Genomic DNA, 19,284 nt, shown 5'->3' with positions numbered 1-19,284 from the left:
TTTCCAACCGAGGAGAATGCCGGATGAAGAAGAAAGTTGCCTTACTGTCGCTAGTTTTAATTCTAGCCGCTGTCGGGATAGTCAGCGCTGCTGCAAAGTGGGGGACATTCGAGAGCTATAACATTGTTAAGCTTGTCATTAATGGAAAAGAGGTTATCCCGAAGGATACTCCGCCGGTTATATTAAAGGGTCGCACCATGGTGCCTTTATCCCTGTTGGAGCAAGCCGGTGTCAAGTCGACATGGGACGCTTCCACCTATACCGTAAATGTAGAATCCAATGCCCCTGTCAAATCAGACGCTGAGCAACAAATCATCAACTACGTGGAAGCGATGGACTTCTACAAAACGCTGGACGACCTTGGCCTCCGCTTAATGGATTTGGCCGAAAGCCTGATGGATGCTTACGATGATATCATCTATTACGACCAAACCGACACACTGGATAAATGCTATGACGATTACAATACAGCTTCCAAGAACTACAATAGCTTGCTGAAGGAATACGAAGCATATAAAAAGTTGTTCACAAGCATCGGCGCAGATACCAAAGGCATCACCAAAGCATTTACACTCTACAAAGGCGCACTCGACGATTACAGCGACGCACTCGATTATTTGGAGGATATTTATCTGAACCCCGATTCCGAGGCGCTAACCGATAAGTTTCTGGCTGTATTCGTCTCGGGACACAGTAAGTCAACGGATGGATCTATCATCAGTATGCAAGGCTACTATAAGTACAGAGGCCTGATTCTGGACTAACTCGTCTTGCAAAATAAATAGACCCGCAGGCAGGTGCTGTACATACAGCGGCCCACTTGCGGGTCTTGTCATAAGTATCGTGATGCAGAGACACTTACTCTGCTAATGGATAATCTTGATGAATGTGAACGCTCAGCGCCAAGCCGATCGACAGCATATTCGTTAATAATGAGCTTCCGCCATAACTTACAAAAGGCAAGGCTATGCCCGTCAGAGGCATTAACCCGGTATGCATCGCGATGTTCTCGAATATCTGCAGCACCAGCATAGCGATAATACCGACAATGATATAAGAGCCCGCCCGGTCCCGGCATTTGTAAGAAATGATAATCATTCGATAGATAAGTAAAAAGTAAAGCAAGAGCAGCAGCGTTGACCCAACGAAGCCAAATTCCTCGCCAATAACAGCGAAGATGGAATCCGCATAATGATAGGGCACATAGCCGCCCTGTACGAGGTTCCCCTGCATGAAGCCTTTGCCGTATAGCTCGCCTGAACCGATCGCCGTCTGTGCGTTTTTCACATGCCAGCTATTCTCCGGGTCCAGCGTGGGATCAATGAAGGTCTGTATTCGCTCAAGCTGATGCGGCTTAATGACCTTCGAGAAGAGATCGAATTGAACAAAATATAAAGCTGTTATTCCAGCCGCCACCACTAATATAGCTGACAATCCGATAACGATCTGCTTCAACTGCATATTAGCCATCCACAGAATACTGACAAGAATACTGATAAAAACGATCGATGTACCCAAATCAGGCTGCTTGAAAACCAGATAAAACGGAATGATGAACAGTCCAAGCGCCGGCACAATTTCCCTCCAAAAGCGAGGCGATCGACCGTTAAGGTTTCCCAAAAAACGGGCCAATGTCAGAATAAAGGCGATCTTCATCAATTCGGAGGGTTGAAATTGCTGCGAGCCGATCTCGATCCAGCGTGTAGAACCATTCAGATTAACGCCAATGACTAGAACCATAACGAGCAGTATCACACCGACAACATAGGATGGATAAGACAGATAGCGGACTATGAGCCGATAATCCATCATCGCGACGAGCAGCATCGGAATCACCATGACCGCATACATCTCGATGTTCGCGATATGCAGCCCTTCATAACGTGTCCCCATCGTAGCACTCTCAATAACCAGCGTACTAATGAAAGCAAAACATACTACGATACCGACAATGACCCCATCCAACCGTTTAGCTTTTTGAATCATCAATTCTTATAGACCCTGCTTTCCGATCGAGAGAGATTTCGATCTGGTTAACCATACAACCCTATTGTACAAAATTGGAAGTCACTCATTCAAAGATTTCTTTCAATACGGTGCTAATATCGAATCAGCTAGCCAAGTCGGGAGGATCCATGGAGATCAATTGCTCCATCAACTCTTCCAGACTCTCATCGTCCACAACCACGAACGGACTTTGCCATTGCCCCGGGAACGGTAAGCTATATATATGATCTGTATTAATTTTCCCGTATAAGGCTTTGACCATCGAGAGCATCGTGCCTGGCGCCATATCGGTCTTGAGGTTGGAGGTGACGATGTCCACGATCTCGAATGTTTTGGGAAGGCTGTTCCATGAAGTCAGCTTATGTACCAATGCGGTAATGACCTGCTGCTGCCTCAATCCCCTTTCAAAATCATTAGAATGGTAAGCCTCGCCGCGATTGTCCTTGCGAAACCGCGCATACTGCAGCGCCTGCTCCCCGTCCAGCACCTGCAGACCGGGATAAAGCCGGATGTACATATTTTCGCTGGGGGCATCATATTCCATACGCCTCTCCACGTCGATCTCTATTCCGTCTACAGCGTCAACCAGAGACGTTAGCGTCTCGAAGGATACGAGAAAGGTATAATCTATATCTATGTTAAAATAACGCTCAATCGTCTCTCTTGTCGTAACCATTCCCGAGCTTATGTATTCCTCAGCGAACGTAAACTGTCCCAGCTTCACTTTCTTGCCGGATAGCAGCTCCGGATGATCCCGTGCTTCACGTACCGCATATTGGTATCCGCTGGCGAACATGGAATTAACTTTGGCGTCTGTCCCTCGCAAATTCGTGACCCGAAGGTCTCTTGGGATCGATAGAAGCTTTATGCTATTCGATTGCGGAATGACATGCGCGAGCAGCAACGTATCCGTATTCATGCCGCTGTGGCTGTCACTATGATCAAGGCCGATAACCAGCATATAGAAGTCTTCCTCTACTTCCTCTATTGCATCTTCGAATCTCTCATTTTCTTCCTGGCTGCGAATCGAATCCAACATGTCTCTGTCAAGAATCGAGTTATCTAAATCAATTGTCGTACTTGACACATGCTTATATACCGCATAACAACCTGTCGCAATGAGCAGCAGCACAAATAACAACACAATATGCAAACGATTAATCCTCAAACGAAATATCCCTCCTGATGCTAGACGCGACAAGAATATCGATGGTCACGACGTTGTCACTAATATATCGATCTGTTGACAAATTGTCAACAGATCGATATATTCATTGAAATCAGGGGCCTCAACGTCGCATAATAGAAAAGCAAGGAGCCATAACGAAGGAAAGGATCGTGCATTTAATATGAACGAACCGAATCGCCCGAATCCCTTGGGGGATCTTATCAAAAACAAGCTGCAGCAGCGCTCTCTCTCTTTGCGAAAATTTAGCGAGCTCACGGCTGTCGATACTGCCACGATCTCACGTATTATTAACGGGAAGCGCAAAGCAACCCCCGAGCATCTGCAACAGTTCGCCGAATGTCTCCAATTGCCGGTATCGGAGCTCTTTCTCGCGGCAGGTTATTCCATCGAACCGCGCTTGACGGATCTGCAGTCATCGATTGCCGACATTCAGTCTCTATTAGCGCACTCAAACCTGAGTACGCAACCCTATAGCATAGCTAATATGGAGCAGGAGCTGTCCAAATACGAGTTGTTCTCGCAAACGGATGAAGGACAGGCCATGATTCTGAAAAAGTTCGATAAGAAGCTGTCCAAAGCGGGAAGCGCCGGACCCTATATACAATTTCTGAAAGATATGTACGCGAAGTATCGTCTGAATAAAGGAACCTGGGAGCGGGTGCTTATCGGAAGCGCATTGATTTACTTTATTATCCCGACGGACCTGATACCAGATTATATTTTCCCGCTCGGTTATATTGATGACGCGATTGCCGTAAATCATGTGGCACAAAAACTCCACCTGAAAAACCCTTCGTTCTTCAACTAGACGATAGCCTCTAATCCTACTCTTCTTTTCCTTCATGTTCGTGTGAAGCGATATTTTCGTTGACAATGTTTCAATGAAGTTCGCGATTTCGTCAATATTGGTGTTGATCCCCCTTCCAAAATAGGATACGATAGACCAGATTATAAAGGAGGGAATGAAACACAGTGGAGTGGAGGAATCTTTACCGGGGGCTGCTTATGGGCATTTCCGATCTTGTTCCCGGAATAAGCGGCGGCACGATTGCCGTCATGTTAGGCATTTATGAACGGCTGCTTGCAGCAATCAGCGGATTTTTCAGCAAAAATTGGAGACGCCAGATCGGATTCCTGATCCCGCTAGCCGTCGGCATGGGATCAGCCTTGCTTATTTTCAGCCGTCTCATCAAATATTTATTGGAGCATCACTATGAGCCGACGCAATTTTTCTTTATCGGTCTTGTCATCGGCGTATTGCCGCTGCTGCTGCATCAATCCGAGGCAAGAAAGAACTTTCGCCCGGTTCATGTCATTCTGCTGATCATTTCAGGCGCGCTTATCGCCTCTCTCGCCTTCTTTAACGCCGATAAAACAGGATTGCCGATTGAGGATCGCTCGGTCTTAACGCTTCTTGGCCTGTTCTTCTCGGGCTGGCTCGCCAGCATGGCCATGCTGTTGCCCGGCATCAGCGGTTCCTTCGTACTTCTGATCATCGGCGTATACCCGACCGCGATACATGCGCTGTCCTCGCTGGACTTCTTGCTTATCGCAGTAATTGGTGCCGGCGTAATCATCGGTTTCGTTGTGAGCAGCAAAGCGATTCGCGCCCTGCTGGCCCATTATGCCAATGTGACCTACGCCCTTATGATCGGGATGATTATGGGCTCCGTGGCGGTCATGTACCCTGGGTTGGCGGATGAAACAAGCACACTGATGTTATGTGTTTTGACCTTTGTCCTTGGCATTGCCACCACGCTGCTGTTCAGCTTAAGAAAAAAAGCTTAATTTTTCTAACCAAAAAGAGGTTTTGTATCGTTCAGTTGAACGAGTACAAAGCCTCTCTTTTGTCGGCAAGATGTAGTCCGGAGCTTTGCAGCAAACGTTTGATTCTTACCGCTATTTACGCTCTATTGATCGCTGCTTGCATGCCACGAGCCTTTGCCGCTGTTGCCATCAACTATTCCTTTCAAACCGTTCACACGGTAGTGGTTTATGACAAGAGACCCTCCGTGATTTATAATTCTAGATTTTGTTGAAATCGATCGCTCAATTTAATAGAGCTTATTCTATTTTCATTCCAAATTCCTTTATCGGTATGGGTTCACTAACAGATAAAACCAAAATCTTACCTTGCTGCTTCAACAGTTTAATCACTTGATTATAAGGATTTCCTAAAAGATCAGTGTACCTCAACTTCATTGTAAAAATATCACCGTCTAATTTACCCAAAACATTTAAATGGACTACCATCGACCCTCCAACTTTCAAAGCTACAGGATCAAGACCCATTTCCATATAATAACCTGCATCTGCATAAAACTTTATCCCTACTGCATTTCCCATTCCCACATTCTCAAGTTTGATGAAAGAAATATCCTCGGCCGCCTCAAAGATCTCCTCTGTTAGAGGCAGATATGCAGTTTCGAAAACGTATTCGTTATGATCGATTGAATGAACTATCCGTGCAGTGAAATAAGGTCTAATAGATAGCTTTCTTAATTCCTCCTGCTCAGACCGTAACCTTTTCTCAATTTCCGACTGATTATCGATAGTCTTTTTAAATACATACAGCGTAATTAATCCTCCAATAATACCACCAAGATAGCTTCCAAAAAAACTAACCCACGAATCTTCTCCCCCAATTGTCCAATTACCAAACGGCAACCGAATGAATTGACTTACAATGATCGGGAAAATAATCGGAAGCATAAATAAGTACCATTTTTTCTTAAAAATTTGCTTCGAGTTTTTTTTCATCACTATTCCCCGCTTAAAAGGTATCTGTTCCGCAAGCAATAAGCTATTAGAATTTACTATCAAAAAACGGGACCCCTTAAAGGTCCCGTTTCTTGGTATATCAGGGTATAGCTGATGATTGCCGCATGGAGCGATTTCCAGCTCCATCGCGTGAAATCGACCGCTTGAGCGCGGTCGCTCATTATCGAATTACTTCGATAATGATTTATTACATCATGCCGCCCATACCGCCCATGCCGCCCATGTCCGGCATGCCAGCGCCAGCTGCGCCTTTCGGCTCAGGCTTGTCGGCAACAACTGCTTCAGTTGTCAGGAACATAGCCGCTACAGATGCTGCGTTTTGCAGAGCGGAACGAGTTACTTTGGCAGGGTCAACGATACCTGCTTCGAACATGTTCACCCAAGCGCCAGTAGCTGCGTTGTAGCCTACGCCGATTTTTTCGTTTTTCAGGCGCTCAACGATAACGGAGCCTTCTTGGCCAGCGTTCGCAGCGATTGTGCGGATTGGCTCTTCCAGAGCACGAAGAACGATGTTCACGCCAGTCGCCTCGTCGCCTTCTGCATTTACAGCCGCTACCGCTTTATATACGTTCACAAGAGCTGTGCCGCCGCCGGATACGATGCCTTCTTCCACTGCTGCGCGAGTGGAGTTCAAAGCGTCTTCGATGCGAAGCTTGCGCTCTTTCAATTCTGTTTCAGTAGCTGCGCCGACTTTGATTACCGCTACGCCGCCAGCAAGTTTCGCCAGACGCTCTTGCAGCTTCTCTTTGTCGAAATCGGAAGTGGTTTCTTCCAATTGCGCTTTGATTTGATTCACACGAGCCAGGATGTCAGCGGAGTTGCCAGCGCCGTCTACCACGATCGTGTTTTCTTTTGTGATGCGCACTTGACGAGCGGAGCCCAGTTGCTCAACAGCAGTCGATTTCAGCTCAAGGCCGAGCTCTTCTGTGATCACTTGGCCGCCAGTCAGAGCAGCGATGTCTTGCAGCATAGCTTTGCGGCGGTCGCCGAAGCCAGGAGCTTTAACCGCTACACAAGTGAATGTGCCGCGCAGTTTGTTGACGATCAGCGTAGCTTGAGCTTCGCCTTCCACGTCTTCTGCGATGATCAGAAGCTGCTTGCCGGATTGAACCACTTTCTCCAGAACAGGCAGGATCTCTTGGATGTTAGAGATCTTCTTATCCGTGATCAGGATGTAAGGATTGTCAAGAATCGCTTCCATTTTATCCGTATCCGTAATCATGTAAGGGGACACGTAGCCGCGGTCGAACTGCATGCCTTCAACCACTTCAAGCTCCGTGTTGAAGCCTTTGGACTCCTCAACCGTAATAACGCCGTCGTTGCCGACTTTCTCCATCGCTTCTGCAATCAGTTGGCCTACTTCTTCGTCAGCCGACGAGATGGAAGCAACTTGAGCGATCGATTGTTTGCCTTCGATTGGCTTGGAGATTGCTTTCAGCTCTTCAACAGCAGCTTTAACGGCTTTCTCAATGCCTTTGCGGATAACCATAGGGTTAGCGCCAGCTGTAACGTTTTTCAGACCTTCGCGAATCATCGCTTGAGCCAGAACAGTCGCCGTAGTTGTACCGTCGCCTGCTACGTCGTTTGTTTTTGTTGCTACTTCTTTAACAAGCTGTGCACCCATGTTCTCGAATGCATCTTCCAGTTCGATTTCTTTTGCGATGGAAACACCGTCATTCGTGATGAGCGGGCTGCCGAATTTTTTCTCCAGAACGACGTTGCGTCCTTTTGGTCCAAGCGTAACTTTCACCGCATTTGCCAGAGCGTCAACCCCGCGGAGCATGGAACGGCGAGCGTCTTCGCTAAATTTGATTTCTTTAGCCATGTGCAATTACCTCCCGAAATTTGGATTAGAGATTAAGTATGTGTACGCGAACTTAGCCGAAAATCGCGTGAATGTCGCTTTCCTTCATAATCAAATATTCTTTGCCTTCATATTTGATTTCTGTGCCCGCATATTTGGAGAACAGAACGCGGTCGCCTTCTTTTACTTCCAATGCTACGCGAACACCGTCTTTCAGCGTGCCGCTGCCCACAGCCACTACTTTGCCTTCTTGCGGCTTTTCCTTAGCCGTATCCGGCAGCACGATGCCGCTCGCAGTTGTTTCTTCCTTCGCGATTGGTTCGATCAATACGCGTTCACCCAAAGGTTTGATCATTGAAAATAGCCTCCTTCTAAATTTGTCACTTATTGTAAATTCGTTAGCACTCATAAGCGTGTAGTGCTAACAACCATTTTTATCATACTCATTTTTGCGATTGATTTCAAGTGCCTGGCTCTATTTTTGCAGGATTTTTACACCAGTTTGTCCGCTTGCCCGTCTGCAAACCTCTAGCCGCTGCGTCATTGCCCGTTGTAGCGCAAGCCATACAGAATAAAGTCCGTCAAATCTTCGGCCAGCGTCTCCACGTCCGGCTTCTTGTCTTCGCGAAGAAGCATCCAATACTCCTGATCCCGATGGAAAAGCAGCGTACCCGTTACCGACATGAATGCCGAATCGAGCGAACGGAAAGCAAAATACCCCTGCCTGCGTCCCTCCTCCATCCAATGTCTGAGCATCTGCCACATCGGCATGACATGCTCACGAATCTTTTGGATCCGCGGCGTATTCAGAATGATCTCCTGCTGAATAATACTGATCAACTGCGGCTCCGAATGCCGATACAGCGTCACTTCGCGTATGACCAGCCTGACTCCTTCAACGGGATGAAAGCTCGGGTCGATGGAAGCGATTTTTTGATTTGGAAAAAAGTTCTCGAAAAGCGCGCCAAATAAATTTTCTTTCCCGCCGAAATGATACGAGACAAGCGCCACATTGGCGCTTGCCTCCTCGCAAATCTGTCTGATTGTCGTACCGTCGAATCCTTGAAGCGCAAACAGCTTTTTCGCCGCAAGCAGAATCCGTTGTTTAATATCATGTTCTTCGGCTAATGTCATAATCAACCTCCGATAATCGTTGTCGCTTACTTATCTTTGCGCTGACTCGCTATCGCAACCTGCGGCTGGCGAACCGCCTGCCGCCCTTTCGCGAATACAGCGATAGCGCTGACTGCAATAGCTGCCAAGGCGATAGCCACGAGCATTCCGGCATCAGAGCTTACGCCCGGACCGCCGAACAGGATATTCATCGTCCCGTCAACCGCGTACGTAGCCGGCAGCCACTCGCCGAGTCCGGTATAGAAGTTCGAAAGCAGCTCGCGGGGCACGATCGCACCCGAGGATACGAGCTGCGCCGACAGCAGCATAATGTTGAACAGCATGCCGGCCATGCCGAACAAGAACAGGAACATTTGAGAGACGAACATAAAGGTTAGCAGGAACAAGCATTGGAATCCCCACAAATACAGGAACCCGTGATCGAGCTGTCCCCCCAGAGCTACGAGCAGAGCGGCACCTACCAAGGAAACTAGGACAGAAGAAACCACATTAATGATCGCTCTTGTGCCGAACCGTCTCCATTTGCTTACACTGGCGGCTGTCGCCATCGACGATTGCTCCAGGTTCATCCCCATAATCATGGCTCCGACATAAGAAGCGAGCACCAGCATCATTGGCACCATTTGGTTGTTCATGCCTTCGACAACATTGGACGACTCGACAACGCCCTTAACCCGTTCTGCTAGGAGTGGCGCAGTCGATGCCGCCTGATCGTCCGGCATCTGCATGCCGGTCAGCGTCTTCTGAATGCCCATCGTGACGGCTGTGCGATTCACTTCGGCCGTTATTTGAGATGCTACGCTGCTCATCATGCTTTTGATCAACGCAGGATTGGATTCATTCAAGTAATAGTGTAGATCAGCCTGCTCTCCAGGCTTGCCCACTTGCTCGCTGAAGCTTGCTGAGATATGCAGCACCATCTGAATCTCGCGCTCATTCAGATCGGCTCTCGCTTCCTCCAAAGACGCGCTCTGAACGATATCGAATGGGAGCTTCTCTGCCAGATTGGCGGCAATCTGCTGCCCCATAGCCGTGTCTTCGTTCACAACCGCAATTCGAAGCTGATCCACACGATCCGTTACTCCATTATAACCTGTCATCCAGATGACTGCGAAAATGATTTGGAACATAAATGCCGTAATAATGCCCACCCATGTCGTAGGCCTCTTCATAAAAGCTTGTATGGCTGATTTCATGGACTCCACTCCTGTTTTTATATATTAAACATTTGTTTAAAACGTTCGTTTAAATTATGTTCCTTACCTATCGATCTGTCAAGAACAAAAAAAGACCTGTCGCAATCACGACAGATCTTCTGTAAGCTATGCCGGGCTTCGCCCTGTTATTCTTCCTGTTCCCGCCACTTCGCATCCGCAATCTGCTGCTTCTTGTAGACCACGTCGGACATAAACAAGCTAAGCTCGTACAATGCTATGAGCGGAATAATAACTAGTATGTCTGATATAAAGTCCGGTGGCGTCACCACAACGCCGATAATAGCCAAGATGAAATAAGCCAATCGGCGCATCTTGCGGAGCCGCTTCGGATTAAGAATCCGGATTGCCGTCAGGAACATGATCAGAAGAGGCAGCTCGAACAATAGCGAAATCGGAATAAGGATCCCGAACATAAAGGAAAAATATTGAACGATGCCGTACGTTTCCTCCAGATTCAAATGACCCGCGATGGTGCGGGTAAAGTTGAAGGCAAGCGGAAAAACGACAAAATAAGAAAATGCCAATCCTATCAAAAACATGATAAGCGCGAACGGAACATACTTCAGCGTAGATCGCTGCTCATGCGGCTTTAGCGCCGGCTTCACGAAAGACCATAGCTGGAAGGCTATGAACGGAAGTGTCACAACAAGAGCGATCACAAACGCGATTTTCATGTACATCCCAATGCCGTCCCATAGCGAGAACGTATGTAGGCTAAGCGTATTGGCCGGTTTTTGGCTCATTAGGAAATCATAAGCTGGCTCAGCAATGACAATCCCTAGCACGAGGCTCAGTGTAAGCACGATCATGACATAGATGAGGCGCTTCCGAAACTCTCCCAGGTGCTCTAGCAGGGGCATCAATCCCTCTTCGCGAATAAGCTTCTTGCGCGAAGTCGCAGCTCCGTCGGTTTTCTCTTTCGTCATGCCAATATGCTGCTCCTTTCTCCCCAGTCTTGAACAAGAAAAAAGCGGGCCCGATTAGTCCGGAAGCCGCTTATTTTCCTTCTCGTTATGTTCCGACCGGTTCACTTCGGTGCGATTTTTGTCCGAATCTCTGCGATCATTGTCGTCCATGATATCACGAGCGCCGGATTTAAATTCGCGAAGCGTCTTGCCGAAAGCGCGTCCCAATTCGGGCAACTTGTTCGGTCCAAACAACAATAGTGCAACCAACACTAGCAGAATAATACCAGTAGCGCCAATACCACCCATAGGTCAAACCTCCACATCTGAATTTCTATACTAGTATAGGACATATAAAAAACTCATTCAACCATGCCGCCACTCTCAGCGGCCAAGCAATCCGCCGTATCCCAGACCTACGATATCCTCGCGGACAATCCGGTCCCCTGCCAATAGCTTGGGCAGCAGCACGTCGAAGGATGTATACGGGTCATGCATCACACAACCGGGCAAGCCCATAATCGGAATCTCGCCTATGTAACCTATCAGCAGCATTGATCCCGGCAGCATTGGCGTTCCATAGCTCACAATATCGGCTCCGGCCGCCGCAATAGCGCCAGGCGTACGATCATCGGGATCCACCGACATCCCGCCAGTTACCAGTATCATATCATACCCTTGGCTCAGCAAATAGTGTATTTCCTTGACAATTATTTGTCGATCGTCCGGTGCGAACCGCTGCTCGGCCACTTCAGAGCCTAGCGCACGCAGCTTCTCCGCAACAGCCGGGCCGAATTTATCCTGTATTCTCCCGTGATAGACTTCTCCGCCCGTCGTAAGCAGACCTGCTCTCAGCTTGCGAAATGGCCGAACCTGCAGCGGCGCCTTCCTGTGCTGCTCCCAGTACTTCGCAGCGATCCGCTCTACTTCCTCGACTTTATTCTTCGAGACGACTAGCGGAATCGCTCGGGTTGCCGCAAGCGGGCTGCCTTCTGTCACAACAGCGTCCGTCTTCACCGTAGCCAGCGCAATCTCGCCAATTCCGTTAATCGCTTCGACAACTTCCTTGGCAATATGCGTGATTCCCATAATGGGCGACTTAATGCTAACCTTTCCCTCATGGGGCTCAGTCAGCAGGAGCGATTCATCCGCAAGCGCCTTAGCCATGCGAATTGCGGCATCATCCTCGTGAAGCTCCTCTTCGTCCAGCTCCATGATGTAGATATGCTCCTTGCCGATATCGAGCAGGCTTGGAATATCTGCTTCGGTAATAGCATGTCCGCGCTTGAACAGCCTTCCCTTGAATGTTCCCGGGATGATTTGGGTCAGGTCATGAGCTAGCCTGAGTCCGATCGCATCCTGAACCCGCACTTCCTTCAACTTCGTTTTCATACCAGTGGATTCACCTATATCTTTATCGATCGACTTTTCTGTCTTTTTCATGCGTTATGATCCCCATGCTGGCCCGATAGAATAGCAAGCGCGTGAGGCAGCTGATCCATGATCGCCATGAGACTCTCATGAACGCCTTTGGGACTGCCCGGAAGATTCACGATCAGCGAGCTGCCGCGGATACCGCAGACGCCTCTGGACAGCATCGCCCGTCTCGTCTTATGCAGGGCGCCCATCCTCATCGCTTCAGCGAGGCCGGGAACTTCCCGGTCAATGACCTTAAGCGTCGCTTCCGGCGTAATATCGCGCGGCGCAAGCCCTGTCCCTCCCGTGGTCAGCACCAGATCAGCCTGATAATATTCCGTCATCTCGATGATCGCTGCCATAATCTCGTCTTGTTCATCCGGCACAATCCGATAATCTACGATCACTCCGCCAAGCTCTTCTTCTACAAGCTCTCGAATCACTTGCGCACTCGTGTCCTCGCGCTCGCCCCGTGAGCCTTTGTCGCTAGCCGTCAACAACGCAACCTTCCACTGCATATCCCGTTCCTCCCTCTCTATTTCGTTCATGGGTATGCTTAGCGTCTATAATCCCCGCTCTTTCCCCCGGACTTCGCCATCAGCTGTGTCGGTCCGATAACCATGTCCTTCTGTAAAGCTTTGCACATATCGTATACGGTAAGCGCCGTAGCGGATACAGCCGTTAAAGCTTCCATCTCTACGCCGGTTTTTCCTTTTGTCTTCACCGTTGCTTCTATGTAAAGTTCATCCGTTCCGTTATCGCCGAATGCGATATTCACACCCGTTAACGGAAGAGGATGACACATGGGTATCCAATCCGATGTTTTTTTGGCTGCCATAATACCGGCTACCTGAGCGACAGCAAGAACGTCGCCTTTGCCGATGCTGCCTTCCTTTATTCTCGCAAGCGTAGTGCTCGCCATTCGTATGGTTGTCTGGGCAGTCGCTTCCCGCACCGTAATATCCTTCTCCGATATATCGACCATCTTAGCCCGTCCCTGATCGTTGAAATGAGTCAGCTCCATTCTTATCGCCCTTTCCTCCATATGATTGGCTATTCTATTGCCTGATTGTCGTAAATACTCGTTCCGTTACAAGTCCATCCAGCCGCAAATCATGAGAATCGCTTGGTACGAGATCATTCATCACCTGCGCTTCGAATCCAGCGCCGATCCAGACGGGCTTCGTACCCGCATCCGATACAGCTTCCGCAAACCGGTCATAATAACCGCCGCCATAACCCAAACGGCCCCCTGTGCGGTCAAAGGCCAGTCCAGGCACAACAACAACATCCGGCACCGTTCCCACCGGCTTGATGGGCGAGCGGTCAGGACTTGGTTCCATAATGCCGTAAGCTCCTGCTACGAGCTGATTCCATCCCGTTATGGAATGAAGCTTCATGGACCGATCAGCCTTCACACAGCGAGGAAGAAGCACTTCGATCTTCTTCTTCCAGCACCATTCTATGAATTCGTTTATATTCAATTCGCTTCTGAACGATACATAAGCCATGACAGTCCGATAAGAATGCCCCTCCAGCCACTGTGCCAGATGCTGACAAGCTAGGTTAGACCACTCTGCCCGTAGTTCCTCCGCCAGCCCGTTGCGCATGGCCGAGAGCTTCGTTCGGTAAGCTGATTTATCATGCCCCGCATATTCCGTTGGCATTTGACTTCATCCATTCTTTCCTGTATGAACTAATCTTACATGTAGTGTACCATTGTTATACAACTTTCGCCAATGGCGGCGCTAGTTTGTGGTACACTATAGGGTAATAATTGATGCCATTTAGGAGTGGAGGTTTCATCATGTTGTTGCAGGTTTCCAATATTTCCAAAAGCTACGGCGTAACCGCCATATTATCACATATATCGATGCAAGTTTTGGAGAAGGAACGCATCGGACTTGTCGGTGTCAACGGCGCGGGCAAGTCGACCCTGCTCAAGATCATCGCAGGAGAAATGTCCGCCGACTCCGGCGACATTCACAAGGCGAAGGAGCTGCGGCTCGGCTATCTCGCCCAGAACAGCGGCTTGCAATCTGAACGCACTATTATAGAAGAGATGCGCGCAGTCTTCGCCCATCTGATCGAGGCTGAACAGGAATTGCGTGATCTTGAAGTCAAGATCGCCGATCCAGATCTTCATGCCGACGAAAAAAAATACGCCGATGTGCTCGACCGTTATGCCCGCCGTTCCGACTGGTTCCGCGAGCAAGGAGGCTTCGAGATCAGCACCCGGATCAACAGTGTGCTGCATGGAATGGGGTTTGGATCATTCAACCTCGATACCCCTATATCCACACTTAGCGGAGGACAAAAGACACGCCTTGCGCTAGCACGCATCTTGCTGCAAGCGCCCGATCTGCTTATGCTTGACGAGCCTACCAACTATCTCGATATCGAGACATTAACATGGTTGGAATCGTATCTTCGCGGATATCCCGGCGCGATCGTCGTCGTCTCTCACGATCGTTACTTTCTGGATGCGCTGGTCGATACGATCATTGAGATTGAACGGCATTCCGCTAAGCGGTATACGGGCAACTACAGCCGCTATCTGGAGCTCAAGACCGCCGAATACGAAATCAACCTCAAGCATTATGAGAAGCAGCAGGATGAGATCGAGCGTATGGAGCAATTCATCCAGCGGAACATCGTCAGAGCGTCCACCACCAAGCGAGCCCAAAGCAGGCGCAAAGCGCTGGACAAGATGGATCGCATGGACAGGCCTGCCGGCGAGCTGAAGAAGGCTCACTTCACATTCGAGATCGAACGAATGACCGGCAAGGACGTTCTTACGGTTGATAACCTCTCGGTGACCTTCCCTGGAAGGGACGAGCCGCTGTTCCGCAACGTCAGATTCCATCTAACAAGAGGCGAGACGGTTGCTTTGATCGGACCGAACGGAATCGGCAAATCCACGCTGCTAAAGACGCTTGTCGGCCAGCTTGAGCCTTCAACCGGCACCATTCAATTCGGCTCGCATGTCAAGCTCGGTTATTACGATCAGGAGCATACGAGACTGAACGGACAAAATACGATTCTGGAAGAAGTATGGGGCTTATACCCTCATATGGAAGAAGCTCGGATTCGAACCGTATTAGGCAACTTTCTGTTCAGCGGCGAAGACGTGCTAAAGCGCATATCGTCACTGAGCGGCGGAGAGAAGGCCCGTGTCTCGCTAGCCAAGCTGATGCTGGCTCAAGCCAATGTGCTGGTGCTCGATGAGCCAACGAACCATTTGGATCTGTTCAGCAAGGAAGTGCTGGAGTCAGCCCTGTTGGATTATGAGGGTACACTCTTCTTCATTTCCCATGACCGTTACTTCTTGAATAAAATGTCCGATCGTATTGTCGAACTAGGTCCGAACGGCGTTGAGCATTTCCTGGGAAATTATGACGAAATGTTGGAGAAGAAACGCGAGATTGAAGATGCAAGGCTCGAAGCGCTTGCAGCGCAGAACAAGAACCAAAAGTCTGGCGAAGCGGCTGACACCATACCGACCACCTCTTATGAAGCTGAGAAGCAAGCCAAGCGCGATGAGCGAAACCGCCAGCGCAAGGCGGAGCAGCTGGAAGCTGAGATCGCTTCTCTGGAAGAGCAGATCGGGGAATTGGAGCACCAGCTCGCCGATCCGGAAGTCTTCAATAATTATATTCGCATTCAGGAGCTCCAGGCTGAAATTGACGAACGGAAAACAAAGCTTGCCTCTGCATATGAGCAGTGGGAACAATATATGTAGCTAGATCAAGGCGGCCTCATGATGGATTCATGAGGCCGCCTTCGCTTTGCTCTTCAATTAATACTGCTCCATACTGATCAAGCCCAAGCGCTTCGCTTCCCTTATCGCCTCTGAACGCGATCTTACATTCAGCTTCTCGAATATTTTTGTCAGCTGGTATTCAACATTCCGTTGGCTGACATGAAGCATCGCCGCCAGCTCCTTGTTGCTTACTCCAGCCGCGACTTCATGAAGGATCGTCATTTCCTTCTCGTTAATCGACACATCGTCAATCGATAGCTCCGAACGCGAGATGGCGACCTCATGCCTTCTAAGCTGCTTGAGAAGCGGTATTGGAATAACGGCCTCTCCCCGAAGCGCACACCGAATGGAGTTGTGCAGCTGATCCCTGGATGCCGTCTTCGAAATAAAACCGGACACGCCCGACTCAACCAGAAGATTGAAGTGCGTGCCGATTTCATAGCCGGAATAAATAATAACTTTCCGTTCAGGATCATTTTGAATCAATCGTTTTGTCAGCTCCAGGCCGCTAATGCCCGGCATGTTCAGATCGCATAATATAAGGTCAAAAGGTTCGGAATGAACCTTGTCCAAAGCTTCCAGCGCCGACAGCGCCACCGTTACTTTCATGTCGCTATCTTGCTCGATCATCGTTTTGGTTCCTTCACCAACCGATGGATGATCGTCAACTAATAAGATACGAATCACGCGATATACCCCTCTCCGAAAGTCCGCTCGACACAATGATCGGCATCAAAATAATGACCTCCAGGCCTTTACCGCGTTCCGAATAGAAGGAGATGTCTCCTTCAAGGCTAGCCACACGCTCTTTAATCCCAGACAGGCCCATATGCTCAAACGTCTCTACCATATAATTCACATCCAGGCCGACTCCATCATCCTGATAACGGAAGTAGATCGTACCCTCGCGCAGCTCCAGCTCAAGCTGGACGAGCTTGGCTCCGGCATGCTTGTCCGCATTGCGCAGCAGCTCCTGCACAATACGATAGATAGCCGTAATTTGCTCCTCGTCCATTTGTTCATGAATTGCCTTGGAGCGGAACTGCACCTCAAAGTTAACCCTCATCTGGGTATGCTCAATAATCGATTCAACAGCTTCAACCACACCCATTTCCTTCAGCAGCGGAGGGCGCAGCTCATTGCATGTTTCCCTGATTTGATGAATGACATCAAGCAGTCCTTCCTTGATATCCTCTAGCTCCCGCCCAAGCTTATCCGAGATCGGATGATCCATCATGACTGATTCCAGCTTGCGGTACCATAACAGCTGATCCTGCAGGGCAGAATCATGCAAATCCGCAGCAAGTTTCCTTCTCTCATTCTCCGACAGGCAGAAGAGAAGGCGAAGCACCCACGGCGATGTCGTATGCTCCTTGCGCACTTCGGACTCCAGATCCTCAATCAATCCTTCAATCAGATACAGGTTCTCAAATACGATGCTGGAGTAATTCGCCATCGTCTTCAGCCATCTGATCTCATCCGAGTTGAAGCGAGTGTGGTTGGTCTTGAGGCCAATCCACAGAATATGGTACCTAGAGCGCTGTCGTCCAATAATAAGGCCCAGCCCGTACGGCAGATCGATCAGTTCGCCCAGCTTGAACGTATTCATCACGCTGAGCAGGAAATCGGCGGTCACTCTCTCCTCATGATCATCACCCATCGGGAAGACGGCGTGCTCAGCCTGATCCACAATGAGGAATTTGATGCGGCTTACCGGCAGCAGCGAATCAATCTCTTGCTTCAATACCGCCTCCAGATCAGCCTGCTTCATGACACGGGCAATGCTTCTTGAGAACCGGTCCAGACTGTCCTGATAGCTATACATCGCCTTGAACAGCTTCGGACGGAAACGCTGGTCGATCTGTTCCTTGGCGTACAGGAACAAGGTCATGCCGATGAATATCACCAGGAAAATTCCAATCCAGTTCGTCCAATAAATTCCGGGCGTATCCATTAACACAGCAGAAATCACCAGAGTGACCACAATCGACGGAATAAGCGAGAGTGCTGTGTAATATTTGAAGCGCGTTAATATAAAGTCGATATCGAACAACTGGTTCGAGGTCGACAGGTAGAAGTAGACGACAGGCAGTATAAACAAGAACAATGCCGTGAACGCTGGAGGCAGAATTTGGCCAGCGCCGAACATCTGGGGCAATAAGTTAAGCGTTGCAAACGGCGTGAAGGCCACGAGATGCGACGTTAACGTAATCGTAAACAGAGATTTCAGCTTGGTCCGGCGATGTTTGATAAATTTCCCGATCAGCTTGAGCGCGCATATCAAATTTCCCATTAAGACAATAGCGCTATAAGTACCTTTTATGTACGTAAATACTTCTATCGAAAACAAATTCGTCCATATATAGATTAAGCTAAATAAGCTCTGCGCCCCTACGATAGCATAAAGCACAGCCAGCGTTTTATTCCCGATTAAATAATTATCGAACCGCTTCAAGTAGATATTCATAAAGCTCATGAATATTAACGGTATATTAGGCAATACGACATATATGATGGATATCCCTATCGGGTCTCGCAATATGGAGGCGGAGGAGCTGTAATAGGAAAGACCTATTGATAAAAAAAAGAGAATAAGCATGATAACAGCCGGATCATGCCTTCTTTTCACGTAGAGAAAGACGGAAAACGCACAGAATATAATTAAGGATATCCCAGGTATATAGAGTTGAAGCAATAGTTCTAACGTGGAATGGTCTCCAGACCATGCTTTTGAGAACGTGACAAGCTTCGTCATATTATCACGATCTACAATGAGGACATTATCGGCGTATTCCAATGAATAATATTTTGTGACATTCTCGAACTCTTCAGCTGGTCGGTTATTGACCTCTATAATCCGGTCTCCAATCTGCAGCCCCATCATCTTGGCTTGCCCTTCCGGTTCAATGGATTCAACCGAATAGCCATTAACCGGATCATGGGTGAGAACGGCACGTATAGAAGGCGCTCTCGTAATAACCAAGGTCAGATATAAGAGGAGTCCGATAAATACCGCCAGGAAGAAGGTTGTAGTGATGCGATTCAACATAGTGGATTTCATACAACCT

At 48.8% G+C, this 19,284-nt stretch carries 19 protein-coding genes; 4 read left to right on the top strand and 15 right to left on the bottom strand.

What is annotated here, in order from left to right; translation table 11 throughout:
- The first annotated feature begins 23 nt into the window (after positions 1-23).
- On the top strand, positions 24-764 hold the full coding sequence (locus D3P07_RS15360) for a stalk domain-containing protein (protein WP_119801099.1): 741 nt from the start codon (positions 24-26) through the stop codon (positions 762-764).
- A 94-nt stretch (positions 765-858) separates the two neighbouring features.
- Here D3P07_RS15360 and rodA read toward each other — a convergent pair whose 3' ends face one another.
- Together rodA and D3P07_RS15350 are read right to left on the bottom strand one after the other, a co-directional pair.
- A complete protein-coding gene (gene rodA / locus D3P07_RS15355) occupies positions 859-1,986 on the bottom strand; it encodes a rod shape-determining protein RodA (RefSeq protein WP_119801098.1) in 1,128 nt (375 codons plus the stop codon).
- Between the two features lie 124 nt (positions 1,987-2,110).
- Positions 2,111-3,175: an LCP family protein gene (locus D3P07_RS15350; protein ID WP_119801097.1), complete on the bottom strand. Its 1,065-nt coding sequence runs from the start codon at positions 3,173-3,175 to the stop codon at positions 2,111-2,113.
- A 181-nt stretch (positions 3,176-3,356) separates the two neighbouring features.
- Between D3P07_RS15350 and D3P07_RS15345 the strand changes: the two genes are divergently transcribed.
- Both D3P07_RS15345 and D3P07_RS15340 read left to right on the top strand, forming a co-directional pair.
- Complete coding sequence (locus D3P07_RS15345) at positions 3,357-4,004, top strand: DUF1232 domain-containing protein (protein ID WP_119801096.1); 648 nt, start codon at positions 3,357-3,359, stop codon at positions 4,002-4,004.
- Between the two features lie 164 nt (positions 4,005-4,168).
- Positions 4,169-4,984 carry a DUF368 domain-containing protein gene (locus tag D3P07_RS15340; protein WP_119801095.1) on the top strand — a complete coding sequence of 272 codons (816 nt, stop codon included), beginning with the start codon at positions 4,169-4,171 and terminating at the stop codon, positions 4,982-4,984.
- 276 nt (positions 4,985-5,260) lie between these two features.
- Here D3P07_RS15340 and D3P07_RS15335 read toward each other — a convergent pair whose 3' ends face one another.
- The 11 genes from D3P07_RS15335 to D3P07_RS15285 form a co-directional block, all read right to left on the bottom strand.
- The gene (locus tag D3P07_RS15335; RefSeq protein ID WP_119801094.1) at positions 5,261-6,103 is read right to left on the bottom strand and encodes a hypothetical protein; all 843 of its coding nucleotides are present in this window, start codon (positions 6,101-6,103) and stop codon (positions 5,261-5,263) included.
- A gap of 61 nt (positions 6,104-6,164) precedes the next feature.
- Positions 6,165-7,802, bottom strand: a complete 1,638-nt coding sequence (groL, locus tag D3P07_RS15330; RefSeq protein WP_119801093.1) for a chaperonin GroEL — start codon at positions 7,800-7,802, stop codon at positions 6,165-6,167.
- A 52-nt stretch (positions 7,803-7,854) separates the two neighbouring features.
- Positions 7,855-8,136, bottom strand: a complete 282-nt coding sequence (groES, locus tag D3P07_RS15325) for a co-chaperone GroES (RefSeq protein ID WP_028609403.1) — start codon at positions 8,134-8,136, stop codon at positions 7,855-7,857.
- 185 nt (positions 8,137-8,321) lie between these two features.
- Positions 8,322-8,915, bottom strand: a complete 594-nt coding sequence (locus D3P07_RS15320; RefSeq protein WP_119801092.1) for a TetR family transcriptional regulator — start codon at positions 8,913-8,915, stop codon at positions 8,322-8,324.
- Between the two features lie 26 nt (positions 8,916-8,941).
- A complete protein-coding gene (locus D3P07_RS15315) occupies positions 8,942-10,111 on the bottom strand; it encodes a YhgE/Pip domain-containing protein (RefSeq protein WP_119801091.1) in 1,170 nt (389 codons plus the stop codon).
- Positions 10,112-10,257: 146 nt separating this feature from the next.
- Positions 10,258-11,058 carry a twin-arginine translocase subunit TatC gene (tatC, locus tag D3P07_RS15310; RefSeq protein WP_119801090.1) on the bottom strand — a complete coding sequence of 267 codons (801 nt, stop codon included), beginning with the start codon at positions 11,056-11,058 and terminating at the stop codon, positions 10,258-10,260.
- A 54-nt stretch (positions 11,059-11,112) separates the two neighbouring features.
- The gene (locus tag D3P07_RS15305) at positions 11,113-11,346 is read right to left on the bottom strand and encodes a twin-arginine translocase TatA/TatE family subunit (protein ID WP_119801089.1); all 234 of its coding nucleotides are present in this window, start codon (positions 11,344-11,346) and stop codon (positions 11,113-11,115) included.
- A gap of 75 nt (positions 11,347-11,421) precedes the next feature.
- On the bottom strand, positions 11,422-12,429 hold the full coding sequence (locus D3P07_RS15300; RefSeq protein ID WP_119801226.1) for a molybdopterin-binding protein: 1,008 nt from the start codon (positions 12,427-12,429) through the stop codon (positions 11,422-11,424).
- A gap of 47 nt (positions 12,430-12,476) precedes the next feature.
- Positions 12,477-12,971 (bottom strand): MogA/MoaB family molybdenum cofactor biosynthesis protein, encoded by a 495-nt coding sequence (locus D3P07_RS15295; RefSeq protein WP_119801088.1) that lies wholly within the window; start codon positions 12,969-12,971, stop codon positions 12,477-12,479.
- Positions 12,972-13,009: 38 nt separating this feature from the next.
- Positions 13,010-13,477 (bottom strand): cyclic pyranopterin monophosphate synthase MoaC, encoded by a 468-nt coding sequence (moaC, locus tag D3P07_RS15290; protein WP_119801087.1) that lies wholly within the window; start codon positions 13,475-13,477, stop codon positions 13,010-13,012.
- 34 nt (positions 13,478-13,511) lie between these two features.
- The gene (locus D3P07_RS15285) at positions 13,512-14,120 is read right to left on the bottom strand and encodes a 5-formyltetrahydrofolate cyclo-ligase (protein WP_119801086.1); all 609 of its coding nucleotides are present in this window, start codon (positions 14,118-14,120) and stop codon (positions 13,512-13,514) included.
- A 140-nt stretch (positions 14,121-14,260) separates the two neighbouring features.
- On the opposite strand from D3P07_RS15285, the gene D3P07_RS15280 reads away from it, so the two are divergent.
- Positions 14,261-16,195 (top strand): ABC-F family ATP-binding cassette domain-containing protein, encoded by a 1,935-nt coding sequence (locus D3P07_RS15280; protein WP_119801085.1) that lies wholly within the window; start codon positions 14,261-14,263, stop codon positions 16,193-16,195.
- A 57-nt stretch (positions 16,196-16,252) separates the two neighbouring features.
- Here D3P07_RS15280 and D3P07_RS15275 read toward each other — a convergent pair whose 3' ends face one another.
- Together D3P07_RS15275 and D3P07_RS15270 are read right to left on the bottom strand one after the other, a co-directional pair.
- On the bottom strand, positions 16,253-16,903 hold the full coding sequence (locus D3P07_RS15275) for a response regulator transcription factor (RefSeq protein WP_119801084.1): 651 nt from the start codon (positions 16,901-16,903) through the stop codon (positions 16,253-16,255).
- The gene (locus tag D3P07_RS15270; RefSeq protein WP_119801083.1) at positions 16,881-19,277 is read right to left on the bottom strand and encodes an ATP-binding protein; all 2,397 of its coding nucleotides are present in this window, start codon (positions 19,275-19,277) and stop codon (positions 16,881-16,883) included. Before D3P07_RS15270 ends, D3P07_RS15275 begins: the two co-directional genes overlap by 23 nt.
- Positions 19,278-19,284 lie beyond the last annotated feature (7 nt).

Source organism: Paenibacillus sp. 1011MAR3C5, from assembly GCF_003591485.1.
GTDB lineage: Bacteria > Bacillota > Bacilli > Paenibacillales > Paenibacillaceae > Pristimantibacillus.
This window is presented reverse-complemented; position numbering and strand designations above follow the sequence as displayed.

Coding starts and splice junctions, on each gene's coding strand:
- D3P07_RS15360 (WP_119801099.1), top strand. CDS start 24: ATGAAGAAGAAAGTTGCCTTACTGTCGCTAGTTTTAATTCTAGCCGCT.
- rodA (WP_119801098.1), bottom strand. CDS start 1,986: ATGATTCAAAAAGCTAAACGGTTGGATGGGGTCATTGTCGGTATCGTA.
- D3P07_RS15345 (WP_119801096.1), top strand. CDS start 3,357: ATGAACGAACCGAATCGCCCGAATCCCTTGGGGGATCTTATCAAAAAC.
- D3P07_RS15335 (WP_119801094.1), bottom strand. CDS start 6,103: ATGGAGCTGGAAATCGCTCCATGCGGCAATCATCAGCTATACCCTGAT.
- groL (WP_119801093.1), bottom strand. CDS start 7,802: ATGGCTAAAGAAATCAAATTTAGCGAAGACGCTCGCCGTTCCATGCTC.
- groES (WP_028609403.1), bottom strand. CDS start 8,136: ATGATCAAACCTTTGGGTGAACGCGTATTGATCGAACCAATCGCGAAG.
- D3P07_RS15320 (WP_119801092.1), bottom strand. CDS start 8,915: ATGACATTAGCCGAAGAACATGATATTAAACAACGGATTCTGCTTGCG.
- D3P07_RS15315 (WP_119801091.1), bottom strand. CDS start 10,111: ATGAAATCAGCCATACAAGCTTTTATGAAGAGGCCTACGACATGGGTG.
- tatC (WP_119801090.1), bottom strand. CDS start 11,058: ATGACGAAAGAGAAAACCGACGGAGCTGCGACTTCGCGCAAGAAGCTT.
- D3P07_RS15305 (WP_119801089.1), bottom strand. CDS start 11,346: ATGGGTGGTATTGGCGCTACTGGTATTATTCTGCTAGTGTTGGTTGCA.
- D3P07_RS15300 (WP_119801226.1), bottom strand. CDS start 12,429: ATGAAAACGAAGTTGAAGGAAGTGCGGGTTCAGGATGCGATCGGACTC.
- D3P07_RS15295 (WP_119801088.1), bottom strand. CDS start 12,971: ATGCAGTGGAAGGTTGCGTTGTTGACGGCTAGCGACAAAGGCTCACGG.
- moaC (WP_119801087.1), bottom strand. CDS start 13,477: ATGGAGCTGACTCATTTCAACGATCAGGGACGGGCTAAGATGGTCGAT.
- D3P07_RS15285 (WP_119801086.1), bottom strand. CDS start 14,120: ATGCCAACGGAATATGCGGGGCATGATAAATCAGCTTACCGAACGAAG.
- D3P07_RS15280 (WP_119801085.1), top strand. CDS start 14,261: ATGTTGTTGCAGGTTTCCAATATTTCCAAAAGCTACGGCGTAACCGCC.
- D3P07_RS15270 (WP_119801083.1), bottom strand. CDS start 19,277: ATGAAATCCACTATGTTGAATCGCATCACTACAACCTTCTTCCTGGCG.